The sequence below is a fragment of the Streptomyces sp. NPDC002825 genome (genome assembly GCF_040295385.1).
In the GTDB taxonomy this organism is placed as follows: Bacteria; Actinomycetota; Actinomycetes; order Streptomycetales; family Streptomycetaceae; genus Streptomyces.
In genome coordinates, this window is record NZ_JBEOVH010000022.1 from 1 (window position 1) to 13,384 (window position 13,384).

The 13,384-nt window shown below is 71.9% G+C and carries 14 protein-coding genes; all 14 read right to left on the reverse strand.

Going from position 1 to position 13,384, the window contains the following annotated elements:
• Positions 1-100 precede the first annotated feature (100 nt).
• The 14 genes from nusB to ABT041_RS25300 all read right to left on the reverse strand — a co-directional run bounded on the left by nusB (position 101) and on the right by ABT041_RS25300 (position 13,379).
• Positions 101-538 (reverse strand): transcription antitermination factor NusB, encoded by a 438-nt coding sequence (gene nusB, locus ABT041_RS25235; protein WP_351188075.1) that lies wholly within the window; start codon positions 536-538, stop codon positions 101-103.
• Between the two features lie 2 nt (positions 539-540).
• Entirely contained in the window at positions 541-1,107 is a 567-nt protein-coding gene (gene efp / locus ABT041_RS25240) for an elongation factor P (protein ID WP_351188077.1), read from the reverse strand.
• Positions 1,108-1,154: 47 nt separating this feature from the next.
• Complete coding sequence (locus ABT041_RS25245) at positions 1,155-2,267, reverse strand: aminopeptidase P family protein (protein ID WP_351188079.1); 1,113 nt, start codon at positions 2,265-2,267, stop codon at positions 1,155-1,157.
• A gap of 60 nt (positions 2,268-2,327) precedes the next feature.
• Positions 2,328-3,410, reverse strand: a complete 1,083-nt coding sequence (locus tag ABT041_RS25250) for an AAA family ATPase (RefSeq protein ID WP_351188081.1) — start codon at positions 3,408-3,410, stop codon at positions 2,328-2,330.
• 141 nt (positions 3,411-3,551) lie between these two features.
• The gene (aroQ, locus tag ABT041_RS25255; protein ID WP_351188083.1) at positions 3,552-3,998 is read right to left on the reverse strand and encodes a type II 3-dehydroquinate dehydratase; all 447 of its coding nucleotides are present in this window, start codon (positions 3,996-3,998) and stop codon (positions 3,552-3,554) included.
• Positions 3,995-5,092: a 3-dehydroquinate synthase gene (gene aroB, locus ABT041_RS25260; protein WP_041128243.1), complete on the reverse strand. Its 1,098-nt coding sequence runs from the start codon at positions 5,090-5,092 to the stop codon at positions 3,995-3,997. Before aroB ends, aroQ begins: the two co-directional genes overlap by 4 nt.
• The gene (locus ABT041_RS25265) at positions 5,089-5,607 is read right to left on the reverse strand and encodes a shikimate kinase (RefSeq protein ID WP_351188085.1); all 519 of its coding nucleotides are present in this window, start codon (positions 5,605-5,607) and stop codon (positions 5,089-5,091) included. Before ABT041_RS25265 ends, aroB begins: the two co-directional genes overlap by 4 nt.
• Positions 5,604-6,788, reverse strand: coding sequence for a chorismate synthase (gene aroC, locus ABT041_RS25270; RefSeq protein WP_351188087.1), 1,185 nt, complete (start codon positions 6,786-6,788; stop codon positions 5,604-5,606). The genes ABT041_RS25265 and aroC overlap by 4 nt, the downstream gene beginning before the upstream one ends.
• 114 nt (positions 6,789-6,902) lie before the next feature.
• A complete protein-coding gene (locus tag ABT041_RS25275; RefSeq protein ID WP_351188089.1) occupies positions 6,903-7,115 on the reverse strand; it encodes a hypothetical protein in 213 nt (70 codons plus the stop codon).
• A 79-nt stretch (positions 7,116-7,194) separates the two neighbouring features.
• On the reverse strand, positions 7,195-8,037 hold the full coding sequence (locus tag ABT041_RS25280) for a shikimate dehydrogenase (RefSeq protein WP_351188091.1): 843 nt from the start codon (positions 8,035-8,037) through the stop codon (positions 7,195-7,197).
• Positions 8,018-9,787, reverse strand: a complete 1,770-nt coding sequence (gene mltG, locus ABT041_RS25285; RefSeq protein ID WP_351188093.1) for an endolytic transglycosylase MltG — start codon at positions 9,785-9,787, stop codon at positions 8,018-8,020. The genes ABT041_RS25280 and mltG overlap by 20 nt, the downstream gene beginning before the upstream one ends.
• Before the next feature lie 102 nt (positions 9,788-9,889).
• On the reverse strand, positions 9,890-10,354 hold the full coding sequence (gene ruvX / locus ABT041_RS25290; RefSeq protein ID WP_030693079.1) for a Holliday junction resolvase RuvX: 465 nt from the start codon (positions 10,352-10,354) through the stop codon (positions 9,890-9,892).
• A 2-nt stretch (positions 10,355-10,356) separates the two neighbouring features.
• The gene (gene alaS / locus ABT041_RS25295; RefSeq protein WP_351188095.1) at positions 10,357-13,026 is read right to left on the reverse strand and encodes an alanine--tRNA ligase; all 2,670 of its coding nucleotides are present in this window, start codon (positions 13,024-13,026) and stop codon (positions 10,357-10,359) included.
• Positions 13,026-13,379 carry a DUF6167 family protein gene (locus ABT041_RS25300; RefSeq protein ID WP_351188097.1) on the reverse strand — a complete coding sequence of 118 codons (354 nt, stop codon included), beginning with the start codon at positions 13,377-13,379 and terminating at the stop codon, positions 13,026-13,028. The genes alaS and ABT041_RS25300 overlap by 1 nt, the downstream gene beginning before the upstream one ends.
• Positions 13,380-13,384 lie beyond the last annotated feature (5 nt).

The following is a 13,384-nucleotide window of genomic DNA, read 5'->3' on the forward strand; positions in this document are numbered from 1 at the left end:
CTCTCCCGATCGGGCGCGGATTTTTTCTCCGGGGGGGGGGGGGACGGGTTGGGGGCCCGCAGCACTCGGTGCTGCGGGCCCCTTCGCGTGCCGTGCGGGACTAGACGTCGGCGTCCCGGCGCAGGCGCGGCTTCAGGTCCTTGAAGCGCCCCAGCAGGCCGTTGACGAAGACCGGGGACTCGTCGGTGGAGAACTCCTTGGCGAGCTGCACCGCCTCGTCGATCGCGACCGCGTCCGGCGTGCCGTCCTCCCAGATCAGCTCGTACGCACCGAGGCGCACGATGTTCCGGTCGGCGACGGGCATCCGGTCGAGGTCCCAGTCCACCGCGTAGGTAGCGATGAGCTCGTCGATCCGCGCCACGTGGGCCGCGTACCCCTCGATCAGCTGCATGGTGAAGTCGTTGACCGGCGGCTGACGGTCGTCGGACCGCGCGAGCCGGACCTGGTCCGCGAGGACCTCCTGGACGGAGGCGCCGCGCTGGTCGGCCTCGAAGAGGATCTGGAAGGCGCGCTTGCGCGCCTTGCTCCGAGCGGCCACGGTTAGCTGTTCACCCGGCCGAGGTAGCTGCTGTCGCGGGTGTCGACCTTGACCTTCTCACCGGTGGTGATGAAGAGCGGGACCTGGATCTCGTGGCCGGTCTCCAGCGTGGCGGGCTTGGTGCCACCGGTGGAGCGGTCGCCCTGGACGCCCGGGTCGGTGTGCTGGATGGTCAGCTCGACGGCGGCCGGGAGCTCGACGTAGAGCACCGAGCCCTCGTGCTGCGCGACCGAGGCGGTGAAGCCCTCGATGAGGAAGTTGGCGGCGTCGCCCACCGACTTGCGGTCGACGTGCAGCTGGTCGTAGGTCTCCATGTCCATGAAGACGAAGTAGTCGCCGTCCATGTAGGAGAACTGCATGTCGCGGCGGTCGATGGTGGCCGTGTCGACCTTCACGCCGGCGTTGAAGGTCTTGTCGACGACCTTGCCGGACAGCACGTTCTTGAGCTTGGTGCGCACGAAGGCCGGGCCCTTGCCGGGCTTGACGTGCTGGAACTCGACGACGGACCAGAGCTGGCCGCCTTCGAGCTTGAGCACCATGCCGTTCTTGAGGTCGTTCGTGGAAGCCACGGTTGCGGAATCTCCTGGACTGACGTGACCGGGGAGGCGTACGCGCCCTACAGCGCGAGCAGCTCCTTGGTCGTGATGGTGAGTAGCTCGGGTCCGCCGTCCGCCTCCTGGCGTACGACGAGCGTGTCATCGATCCGGACCCCGCCCCGGCCCGGGAGGTGGACCCCCGGTTCGACGGTGACCGGCACACAAGCGTCCAGTTTACCCATGGCCGAGGGTGAGAGCTGCGGGTCCTCGTCGATTTCGAGCCCCACACCGTGCCCGGTGAGGGGCACGGCGGCCTCCGCGTGCCCTGCGGCGTCCAGGATCTGGCGGGCCGCCCGGTCCACGTCCCGGTACTCGGCGCCGGGCGCGAGGGACTCGCGGCCCGCCCGCTGAGCGGCGAAGACGAGCTCGTACAGCTCGATCTGCCAGTCGGCGGGGGCCGTACCGATGACGAAGGTGCGGCCGATCTCGCACCGGTAGCCGCGGTAGTCCGCGCCGAGGCAGACGGAGAGGAAATCGCCTTCCTCGACCCTGCGGTCGGTGGGCCGGTGCCCGCGGCGGCCGGAGTGCGGGCCGGTGCCCACCGAGGTGGGGAACGCGGCCCCGTCGGCGCCGTGGTCGACGAGCCGCCGCTCCAGCTCAAGGGCGAGGTGACGCTCGGTCCGGCCCACCAGGATGGACTCCAGGAGCTCGCCGAGGGCCTGGTCGGCGATCTCCGCCGCGATCCGCAGGCAGCCGATCTCGTCCTCGTCCTTGACGATCCTGAGCTGTTCCACGGCGCAGGCGAGGTCGGCGAGGCGCAGTGCGGGGGCGACGGAGCCCATGGCCCGGTGCCGGGCCACCGTCAGGTGGTGCTCCTCGACGGCGAGCGCGTCGGCGCCGGCCCGGCGGGCGAGGTCGACGGCCGCGACGGCCGGATCGCCTCCGCCGGTGGGCAGGACCTGCTGCCGGAGCAGTTCGTCGAGCCGCCCGTCGGCCTGTTCGCCACCGGGCGCGACGGGGCAGAGGAGGACGTCCGTCTCCGGTTCCGGCCCGACGAGCAGGACGGAGCCGGGTGGCGAACCACCCGCGAGATAGCGGACGTTGGCGGGACGGGAGACCAGGGCCGCCGGGCTGCCCGCGGCCGCGCACCGGTCGCGCAGCCGCACACGGCGGTCCGCATACACCTCTGACATGCTCCGAGCCTACGAGCCGGGCGCCGGGTCGTCCTGTTCAGAACGGCCGTCCGGGCGCGGTCACCAGGTGGGCGGGCTCGCGATCGCGCGGGCGAGGACGTCGTCGAGGACGCGCGCGGTGGTCTCGACGTCGTACGTGGAGTTGTCGATGATCGGCAGGCCCGAGCCGTACCAGCCGGCCATCCGGCCGTGGATGGCGGCGACCTCCTCGTCGGAGAGGCGCCGGTTGCCGCTGCGCTCGGCGTTGCGCTCCAGGACGATCTCCAGGCCGGGCAGCAGCACGACGGGCAGCAGACCGGGGCCGACGTGGCGCTTCCAGCCGCCGAGGCCGACGACGGGCCGGTCCGGGAAGACGGCGTCGTCGAGGATGCACGAGATGCCGTTGGCGAGGAAGTTCCGCGCGGCGAAGCCGCAGGTGCGGCGGGCGAGCCGGTACTGCGCCTCGGAGTGCTCGTTCCAGCCGGACTGCGGGTCGGCGAAGCCGGAGCAGACCCACTCGCGGACGTCGTCGAGGCTGATGTGCGCGGTGGGTACGCGGCGGCGCTGCGCCCAGTGCCGGGCGACGGTCGTCTTGCCGGCACCCGCGGGGCCGATGAGGAGTACGGCGAGGGTCGCCGCGCCGGTCCCGGCGCCGTGCTCCACGGCCGGCGCGAGGGGCGCGCTCACGGGCGGCAGCGGCACGTGCCCGGTGAGGTCGGCACGCGGCGGGGCGACGGAGGGGTGCTGCGGACCGGCGGGGTGGGGCGCGGAGCCGGGATGCTGCGGGGCGGCGGGGTGCGGCCCCGAGCCGGGGTGCTGCGGGGGCCCGGGGTGCGGCCCGGCGCCCGGATGCTGTGGGGCGGCGGAATGCGGCCCGGAGCCGGGATGCTGCGGGGCCCCCGGGTGCTGACCGGCCGCAGGCTGCGGGGCGCCCGGGTGGGGTGCCGCGGGGTGCTGCGGTATGCCCCCGGGAGGGCCCCAGCCCGGCGCGGGCTGCGAGGGCTGCGAGGGCCGCGGGGTCCCGGCCTGGACCGTGGGGTGCACACCGAGCCGGGGTCCGGACGCGGGCCCCGGGTACGGGGCACCGGGCGCGACCGGCGGAGGAACGGGCGGCCGGCCGCCCAGGTCCCCGCCGTCCGCCGGACCCCCCACTGCGTGCTGCATCCGGTGCCACTCCGTCTCGTACGCCTGTCGGATCCCCGGACGGTTGTGTCCGTGGACGGCGGAACGTTACCGCCCCCGGCCCCCACGGGGGGAACGACCGGGGACGCCCCCTGGTGCCCTGTCAGGCCCTGGCAAGCCCTCTCAGGCGGCGAGCTCCTCGGCGAGCGCCCGCAGCGCCAGCCGGTAGGAGCCGATCCCGAACCCGGCGACCGTCCCGGTCGCCACGGCCGCGACGACCGAGGTGTGCCGGAACTCCTCCCGGGCGTACGGGTTCGAGATGTGCACCTCGATCAGCGGGGCGGTCCGCTGGGCGGCGGCGTCCCGCATCCCGTACGAGTAGTGCGTGAACGCGCCGGGGTTGATCACCACAGGGATCGAGCGGTCCGCGGCCTCGTGCAGCCAGCGGATCATCTCGCCCTCGTCGTTCGTCTCCCGTACCTCGACGTCGAAGCCGAGCTCCGCGCCGAGGGTCCGGCAGGACTCGACGAGCCCCTTGTAGGAGGTCGCGCCGTAGATGTCGGGCTCCCGGGAGCCGAGACGGCCCAGGTTGGGGCCGTTGAGCACCAGAACCGGACGCGTCTCGCTCACGCGGACACCTCGCCGTAGGCCGCGATCAGCACGGCCGGGTCCGGGCCCTCCAGGACCGTCGGCTTGGCGAGGCCGTCGAGCACGATGAAGCGCAGCAGGTCGCCGCGGGACTTCTTGTCGACCCGCATGGTCTCCAGGAGCTTCGGCCACTGGTCACCGCGGTAGGTGAGCGGCAGGCCCACGGACTCCAGGATGGCCCGGTGCCGGTCGGCGGTGGCGTCGTCGAGCCGCCCGGCGAGGCGGCCGAGCTCGGCGGCGAAGACCATGCCGACGGAGACCGCGGCGCCGTGGCGCCACTTGTACCGCTCGTTCTTCTCGATGGCGTGGGCGAGGGTGTGGCCGTAGTTGAGGATCTCCCGGCGGCCGGACTCCTTGAGGTCGCCGGAGACGACCTCCGCCTTGACCTTGATCGAGCGGACGAGCAGCTCGGCGGTGTGCGGACCGGCCGGGGTGCGGGCGGCCTGCGGGTCCTCCTCGATGAGGTCGAGGATCACCGGGTCGACGATGAAGCCGGCCTTGATGATCTCCGCGAGCCCGCTGACGTAGTCGTGCACCGGCAGCGAGTCGAGGGCCGCGAGGTCGCACAGGACCCCGGCGGGCGGGTGGAAGGCGCCGACGAGGTTCTTGCCCTCGGCGGTGTTGATGCCGGTCTTGCCGCCGACGGCCGCGTCGACCATGGCCAGGACCGTGGTCGGCACGGCGATCCAGCGCACGCCCCGCAGCCAGGTCGCGGCGACGAAGCCGGCCAGGTCGGTGGTGGCGCCGCCGCCGACGCCGACGACGACGTCGCTGCGGGTGAAGCCGGTCTGGCCGAGCGCCTTCCAGCAGTAGGCGGCGACCTCGGCGGTCTTGGCCTCCTCCGCGTTCGGCACCTGGATGGCGACGGCCTCGTAGCCCTGCTCGGCGAGGTCGGCGCGGAGCGCCTCGCCGGTGTCGGCGAGCGCCTCGGGGTGGATCACGGCGACCCGCTTGGCCTGGGTGCCGATCAGGCCGGGCAGCTCGCCGAGGAGCTGCCGCCCGACCAGTACCTCGTACGGATCGGTGCCCGCGGAGCCGCCGACCTGGATACGGGTCACCTGGTCCTGGTCCGTCATACGTCCTTCAACTCCAGTGCGTCGAGGACCGCCTGGGCGACCTCTTCGGGCGTGCGGTCGTCGGTGGCGACGACGGCGCGTGCGACTTCTTCGTACAGATGGCGGCGCGCCTCCATCAGCTCGCGCCACTGGCGGCGCGGGTTGACGGCGAGCAGCGGCCGCGCGGTGTTCAGGCCGACGCGGCGGACCGCCTCCTCGACGTCCATCGAGAGGTACGCGACGGGCAGCCCGGCGAGCAGGGCGCGGGTCCCCGCGTCCAGGATGGCGCCGCCGCCGAGGGCGAGGACGCCCTCGTGCTCGGCGACGGCCGTGGCGACCGCGGCCCGCTCCAGGGCGCGGAAGTGCTCCTCGCCGTCCTCGACGAAGATGTCGGAGATCTCGCGTCCTTCGGCGGCGACGATGTCGGCGTCGGTGTCCCGGTAGGGCGCGCCGAGCCGTTCGGCCAGGAGCGCGCCCACCGTGGACTTGCCGGAGCCCATCGGCCCGACGAGGACGACCAGGGGTCCGGCGGTCACCGGATGTTCAGGTTGTCGAGGTAGGACCGGACGTTGCGACGGGTCTCGGGGACCGAGTCGCCGCCGAACTTCTCGACGACCGCGTCCGCGAGGACGAGCGCGACCATGGCCTCGGCGACGATGCCGGCGGCGGGGACGGCGCAGACGTCGGAGCGCTGGTGGTGGGCGGCCGCGGCCTCGCCGGTGGCGACGTCGATCGTGGCCAGGGCGCGCGGGACGGTCGCGATCGGCTTCATCGCGGCGCGGACGCGCAGCAGCTCGCCGGTGGTGAGGCCGCCCTCGGTGCCGCCGGAGCGGCCGGAGGTGCGCTTGATGCCGTCCTCGGTGCGCACGATCTCGTCGTGGGCCTTCGAGCCGGGCACGCGGGCGAGGTCGAAGCCGTCGCCGACCTCGACGCCCTTGATGGCCTGGATGCCCATGAGGGCGGCGGCGAGCCGGGCGTCGAGACGACGGTCCCAGTGGACGTGCGAGCCGAGGCCGACGGGGACGCCGTAGGCGAGGACCTCGACGACGCCGCCGAGGGTGTCGCCGTCCTTGTGGGCCTGGTCGATCTCGGCGACCATCGCCTTCGACGCGTCGGCGTCGAGGCAGCGGACCGGGTCGGCGTCGAGCTTCTCGACGTCGGCGGGGGTCGGGTAGACGCCGTACGGGGCCTTGGCCGCGGCCAGCTCGACGACGTGCGAGACGATCTCGATGCCGGCGGCCTCCTTGAGGAAGGACCGGGCGACGGCGCCGAGGGCGACACGGGCGGCCGTCTCCCGGGCGCTGGCGCGCTCCAGGATCGGCCGGGCCTCGTCGAAGCCGTACTTCTGCATGCCGGCGAGGTCGGCGTGGCCGGGCCGGGGCCGGGTCAGGGGGGCGTTGCGGCCCGTCTCCTTGAGCTCCGAGGGGTCGACCGGGTCGGCCGACATGACCTTCTCCCACTTGGGCCACTCGGTGTTGCCGACCATGACGGCGATCGGGGAGCCGAGGGAGAGTCCGTGCCGGACGCCGCCGAGGAAGGTGACCTCGTCCTGCTCGAACTTCATGCGGGCGCCACGTCCATAGCCGAGGCGTCGCCGCGCGAGGTGGTCCGCCACCAGCTCAGTGGTGACCGGGACGCCGGCGGGAAGACCCTCCAGCGTCGCGACCAGCGCGGGTCCGTGGGATTCCCCAGCGGTCAGCCAACGCAACCTGCTCAACGATGCTCCTCATGCTCGCGCCTGGGCACTGCAACGACGCGGCCGGGTGCGCGGCCCTGGCCCGCCACCCCCGATCCTCCCACGTCCGGGGGACGAACCGGCCCTCCGGTCCAGCTATCGGACGTCGGCCTCGCTCTCCTGGTCGGCCTCGCCGCTCTCGTGGTGGGCCTCGCTCTCCTCCAGGGGCGCGCCGAACCGCTCACGCAGCCAGTCGAGGACCTGGTGGACGAGCAGGGTGCAGCCCAGCGCGAGCAGGGAATACCTCACCCATTCGGGCAGCTCGTCGCGGAACCCGAAGACGACCGCGCGCACGATGTCCCAGGTCACGCTCCACCGCGACGCCAGTACGAATTCCCCACCCGTGTCCACAACCGCTCCCCCGTGATCGACTCGGTGCGGGTGGAGCCTACCGAGCCGCCAGCGCCTGCTCCCCCGCCGCCCGCATGGCCGCGAGCGGGGCCTTCGGGACGCCCGTCATCTGCTCCACCTGAAGGACGGCCTGGTGGACGAGGAGGTCGAGGCCGCCGACGACCTTGCCGCCGTGCTCGGACCAGGCGGCCGCGAGCGGGGTCGGCCAGGGGTCGTACAGGACGTCGAAGAGGGTGCCGACGCTGTCCGGGACGGCGGCCGCCAGGGCGTTCGTGGTGCCGGCCGGGGTGGTCGCGATGACCAGCGGCTCGTCGAAGGCCTCCGCCGCCCGCTCCCAGTCGGCCGTACGGACGTCCACGCCGAGCCGCTCGCCCCAGCCGCGCATCTCCTCGGCCCGCGCCTCGCTGCGGACGTACGCGGTGACGGGGCCCGCGCAGATCCGGGCGAGGGCGGCGAGCGCGGAGGAGGCGGTGGCGCCGGCGCCGAGGACGGCCGCCGACTCCACCTTCTCGACGCCCCGCTCGCGCAGGGCGGCGATCATGCCGGGGATGTCGGTGTTGTCGCCGACCCGGCGCCCGTCCTCCCGGAAGACGACGGTGTTGACGGCCTCCACGGAGGCGGCCGTATCGCTGATCTCGTCGAGCAGCGGAATGATCGCCCGCTTGAGCGGCATGGTCAGCGAGAGCCCGGCCCAGGTCTCGTCCAGCTCGGCCACGAACCCCGGCAGCGCCGCCTCGTCGACCTCGAAGCGGTCGTACGCCCAGTCGTCGAGCCCGAGCTCGGCGTACGCCGCCCGGTGCAGGACCGGGGAGAGCGAGTGGGCGATCGGCGAACCGAGGACGGCCGCGCGGCGGCCCGTCTCACTGGTTCGTGCTGGCATTGAACTTGTCCTTCAGCTTGAGGAACTCTGCGTGCGTCTTGGCGAACTCGGTCTTGTTCATGCCGTCCGTGGCCACGAAGTAGAGCCAGCCGTCGTTCGTGGGGTTGAGCATGGAGGCCAGGGCCTCGTTGCCCGGGTTGCCGATCGGCCCCGGCGGCAGCCCCTTGTGCTTGTACGTGTTGTACGGGTCGGTGTTGGTGTTCGCCTCTTGCTCGGAGATCTTGATGTTGCTCTGACCCTTGAGGTAGTTGAGGGTCGAGTCGAACTGCAGGAGCTGGACGGTCTCCAGGTTCTCCGGCTTCAGGCGGTTGTAGACGACCTCGGCCATCTTGCGGAAGTCGTCGTGGGTCTTGCCCTCCGCCTGCACGAGGCTCGCGACCGTGACGAGCTCCCACGGTCCCTTGAGGCCGAGCCCCTTCGCCTTCGCGTCCAGGTCCAGCTTGGCGTACTCCTGGTTCGCGCGGGACACCATCTTGCGCAGTGCGTCCTCGGGCTTGGTGCCCTTCGCGACCGGGTAGCTCGCGGGGAAGAGGAATCCTTCCAGCGGGTCCTTGACCTCGTCGTGGTTCTTGGCCCAGTCGGGCAGCCCGAGGGAGTCCGCCTTCGCGAACGCGATCTCCTTGGTGGTGCCCGGCTTGAGGTCCAGACGCTCGTCGAGCTTCTCGTAGACCCAGGCGTTCCGCTTGCCCTCAGGGATGATCAGGTTGGCCTGGCTGGCCGGGTTCAGCATCAGCGTCACCGCGGCGTCGGCCGACATCTCCAACTTCAGCGTGTAGGCACCCGCCTGGATCGACAGACCCCGGGGATTCTTCTGCTGCGCGGAGACGAAGGCGTCGACGCTCTTGACCACGCCCGCCTTCTTGAGGATGTTGCCGATCTCGTAGCCGCCCGCGGACTTCGGGATCTCGACCTGGACCTCGCCGCTGCCGCTGCCCACGTAGTCGGGGGCCGCACCGAACTCGCCCTGCCAGAACTGGTAGCCGAAGTAGCCGATGCCGCCGACGCCGCCGACCATGACGAGCGCGACGACGAGGCAGGCCACGCCGTTCTTGCCTTTGCGTTTCTTCGCTTTGCTCCGACGCTCGCGGTCGTCGTCACGGGAGCCGCGGCCACGCCCCGGCTCGTCGTCGTAGTCGTCGTAGTCGTCCTGGGAGTCACCGGTGAAGAAGGGGTGCTTCTCCTCCTCGGGCTCCGGACGCGCCTCTTCCTCCGGCGCCCAGTCGACGACCGGCTCCGGCGGAGTCCGCCGCCGGCCGGGCGGCTGGGGCGGCGGGTAGGCCTCGGGCGTGCCGTAGAGGTCCGGGTTCTGGCCGCCGTACGGATCGGCCGGGGGCGCGCCGTACGCCATCGCCGCCTGGCCGGTCTCCCAGTTGCCGTCGTACTGCTGTCCGAGCTGCCCGGGCGTTTCGTAACCGCCCGGGTAGCCCGTCTCGTACTGCTGCGGCTGCTGGTACTGCGGGTGCTGCTGCTGGTACTGGGGATCGACGTACTGCTGCGGCTGCGGCTGCGGCTGCTGGTACTGCTGCTGCGGCTGGTACTGCTGCTGTGCCTGCTGCTGGTACGGGTCGCCCCCGTAGCCCTGTCCGGCGTGACCGCCCTGGGCATAGGGGTCCGCGTAGCCCTGGCCACCGTGGCCGTACTGGTTCGGCTGCTGCGGGTACTGCTGCTGGCCCTCCCACCCCTGGTCCCCGTAGAGCGGGTCCCCGGGGTGCCACGGTTCGGAGCCAGAGCCCCGGCCATACTCAGTCATCGATCCCCAAAACAGCCGCGAGGCTTCCGGACGATCCGCCTCTACGTAGTGCGGCAGCTGTTCGAACACCGCCGCATCGCGCGGAACGTTACCGTATCGCGATCAGATGACCACTTCGACGCCCTCGCCGGGCGGATTACCTGATACCCGTTCGGACTCAAGAGCGTTCTGAAGGATGATCACAGCGGCGGCCTGGTCGATCACGGACCGGCCCTTCTTCGCCTTCACGCCCGAGGCCCGCAGACCCTGGGTCGCGGTGACGGTGGTCATCCGCTCGTCGACGAGCCGGACCGGCACCGGGGCGATGCCCTTGGCCATCTCCCGGGCGAAGGCGCGGACCTTGGTCGCGGCCGGGCCCTCCCGCCCGCTGAGCGAGCGGGGCAGGCCGACGACGACCTCGATCGGCTCGTACTCCTCGACGATCTGGCGGAGCCGCCGGTGGGCGGCCGGGACGTCACGTCCCGGCACGGTCTCCACCGGCGTCGCGAGGACCCCGTCGGGGTCGCACGAGGCGACCCCGATCCGGGCGTCCCCGACGTCGACCGCGAGACGGCGGCCGCGGCGCATCGTCACGCCGTCTCCACCACGAGGCGCTCGACCGCGGCGATGGCCTCGCCGACGGCCTCCGGGTTCTGGCCGCCGCCCTGGGCGACGTCCGGCTTGCCGCCGCCACCGCCGCCGAGGGTCTTGGCGGCCGTACGGACCAGCTCGCCGGCCTTGAGACCGCGCTCGCGGGCGGCCTCGTTGGTGGCGATGACCGTCAGCGGCTTGCCGCCGACCGTGGTGAACAGGGCCACGACGACAGGGCGGTCCGAGGGAATGCGGCCGCGGACGTCGAGGACCAGCTTGCGCAGGTCGTCGGCGCCGGTGCCGTCCGGGACCTGCCCGGTGACGAGGGCGACGCCGCGGATGTCACGGGCGGAGTCGACGAGACCGGCGGCGGCCTGGAGGACCTTCTCCGCACGGAACTTCTCGATCTCCTTCTCGGCGTCCTTCAGCTTGCCGAGCATGGAGGAGATCTTCTCCGGCAGCTCCTCCGGGCGGCCCTTGACGAGCTCCTGGAGCTGGGCGACGACCGTGTGCTCGCGGGCGAGGAAGTTGTACGCGTCGACGCCCACGAGGGCCTCGATGCGGCGCACGCCGGAGCCGATGGACGACTCGCCGAGCAGCTTCACCAGACCCAGCTGGGCGGTGTTGCCGACGTGCGTACCGCCGCACAGCTCCTTGGAGAAGTCGCCGATGGTGACGACACGGACCTGCTCGCCGTACTTCTCGCCGAACTCGGCGATGGCGCCCTGGCGCTTGGCCTCGTTGATCGGCATGACCTCGGCGTGGACGTCGAGCTCGCGCGAGAGGACCTCGTTGATCTTCTGCTCGACGTCGGTGAGGACCGCGCCGGGGACGGCGTTCGGCGAGCCGAAGTCGAAGCGGAAGCGGCCGGGCTGGTTCTCGGAACCCGCCTGGGCGGCCGTCGGGCCGAGGGCGTCACGCAGGGCCTGGTGCGTCAGGTGCGTGGCGGAGTGGGCGCGGGCGATGGCCCGGCGGCGCTTGACGTCGATGGTGGCGTAGGCGGTGGAGCCCACGGTCACCTCACCGACCTGCACGGAGCCCTTGTGGACCGAGACGCCCGGGACCGGCTGCTGGACGTCGCGGACCTCGATGACGGCGCCGCTGTGCAGCTTGATGCGGCCCTGGTCGGCGATCTGGCCGCCGCCCTCGGCGTAGAACGGGGTGCGGTCGAGGACGACCTCGACCTCGTCGCCCTCGGAGGCGGCCGGCGAGGGGACGCCGTTCACGAGGAGGCCGACGACCGTGGTCTCGCCCTCGGTGTTGGTGTAGCCCGTGAACTGGGTGGCGCCGTTGCTGTCGGCGATCTCCCGGTACGCGGTCATGTCGGCGTGGCCGGTCTTCTTGGCCTTGGCGTCGGCCTTGGCGCGGTCCCGCTGCTCCTTCATCAGGCGGCGGAAGCCGTCCTCGTCCACGGAGAGGCCCTGCTCGGCGGCCATCTCCAGGGTGAGGTCGATCGGGAAGCCCCAGGTGTCGTGGAGCAGGAAGGCCTTCTCGCCGGCGAGGACCGTGCCGCCGGCGGCCTTGGTCTCGGTGACGGCGGTGTCGAGGATGTTGGTGCCGCCCTTGAGGGCCTTGAGGAAGGCGGCCTCTTCGGCGAGGGCGACGGTCTCGATGCGCTTGCGGTCGGTGACCAGCTCCGGGTACTGCTCGCCCATCGTGTTGATCACGGTGTCGACGAGGTCCTGGACGACCGGGCCGGTGGCGCCGAGCAGGCGCATGTTGCGGACGGCGCGGCGCATGATGCGGCGCAGCACGTAGCCGCGGCCCTCGTTGCCGGGGGTGACGCCGTCGCCGATGAGCATCACGGAGGTGCGCATGTGGTCGGCGACCACGCGCAGCGAGACGTCGCTGTCGTGGGCCTTGCCGTAGTCGACGCCGGTCAGCTCGGTGGCCTTGTCGATGACGACCTTGAGGGTGTCCGTCTCGTACATGTTCTGGACGCCCTGGAGGATCATCGCCAGGCGCTCGAGGCCGAGGCCCGTGTCGATGTTCTTCGACGGCAGCTCGCCGAGGATCGGGAAGTCCTCCTTGCCGGAGCCCTCACCGCGCTCGTACTGCATGAAGACTAGGTTCCAGATCTCCACGTACCGCTCGTCGTTGACGGCCGGGCCGCCCTCGACGCCGAAGTCGGGGCCGCGGTCGTAGTTGATCTCGGAGCAGGGGCCGCAGGGGCCGGGGACGCCCATCGACCAGTAGTTGTCCTTCTTGCCGAGGCGCTGGATGCGCTCGGCCGGGACGCCGACGACGTCGCGCCAGATCTGCTCGGCCTCGTCGTCCTCCTGGTAGACGGTGATCCAGAGCTTCTCCGGCTCGAGCCCGTAGCCGCCGTGCTCCACCGGGGTGGTCAGCAGCTCCCAGGCGAGCTTGATGGCGCCTTCCTTGAAGTAGTCGCCGAAGGAGAAGTTGCCGCACATCTGGAAGAACGTGCCGTGCCGGGTGGTCTTGCCGACCTCCTCGATGTCCGGCGTGCGCACGCACTTCTGCACGCTGGAGGCGCGCGTGAAGGGCGGCTTGACCTCGCCCAGGAAGTAGGGCTTGAACGGCACCATGCCGGCCGGGACGAGCAGCAGAGTCGGGTCGTCCGCGATGAGCGACGCCGAAGGGACGACGGTGTGCCCGCGCTCCTCGAAGAAGCTCAGCCAGCGGCGGCGAATTTCAGCCGACTCCATCAGTGGTCCTCATTCCGGTTGTACGAACTCGAAGGCATCTTGGAAAACGAATAGGTGGTCGGGCGCGCGGCCGGGCCGAGTGCGGCCCTCCGGTGCGGCTCCGGGAGCTCCCGGCCCTGGTCCACGGGGGCGTCGAGGCCGAGCGCCTCGCCCAGCTCGGCCTCCCGCTGGACCATGCCCGCGCGGACGTCGAGGGCGAAGTCCTTGAGGCGGTGGCCGGTCTCGAGCGCCTTGTTCGCCGCCTGGGCCGCGAGGCTCTCGGGGGTCAGCTGCTTGAGCTTCCGGTTGACCTTGGTGGTGGCCCACACGCCGGCGGCTGCGCCGGCCGTGAACCAGAACGTGCGGCGGAACATCGCGG

Excerpts from the sequence above, each read along its gene's own strand:
- ABT041_RS25245 (WP_351188079.1), bottom strand. The coding sequence starts at position 2,267 with ATGTCAGAGGTGTATGCGGACCGCCGTGTGCGGCTGCGCGACCGGTGC.
- ABT041_RS25250 (WP_351188081.1), bottom strand. The coding sequence starts at position 3,410 with ATGCAGCACGCAGTGGGGGGTCCGGCGGACGGCGGGGACCTGGGCGGC.
- aroB (WP_041128243.1), bottom strand. The coding sequence starts at position 5,092 with ATGACGGACCAGGACCAGGTGACCCGTATCCAGGTCGGCGGCTCCGCG.
- ABT041_RS25280 (WP_351188091.1), bottom strand. The coding sequence starts at position 8,037 with ATGCCAGCACGAACCAGTGAGACGGGCCGCCGCGCGGCCGTCCTCGGT.
- mltG (WP_351188093.1), bottom strand. The coding sequence starts at position 9,787 with ATGACTGAGTATGGCCGGGGCTCTGGCTCCGAACCGTGGCACCCCGGG.
- ruvX (WP_030693079.1), bottom strand. The coding sequence starts at position 10,354 with ATGCGCCGCGGCCGCCGTCTCGCGGTCGACGTCGGGGACGCCCGGATC.
- alaS (WP_351188095.1), bottom strand. The coding sequence starts at position 13,026 with ATGGAGTCGGCTGAAATTCGCCGCCGCTGGCTGAGCTTCTTCGAGGAG.
- ABT041_RS25300 (WP_351188097.1), bottom strand. The coding sequence starts at position 13,379 with ATGTTCCGCCGCACGTTCTGGTTCACGGCCGGCGCAGCCGCCGGCGTG.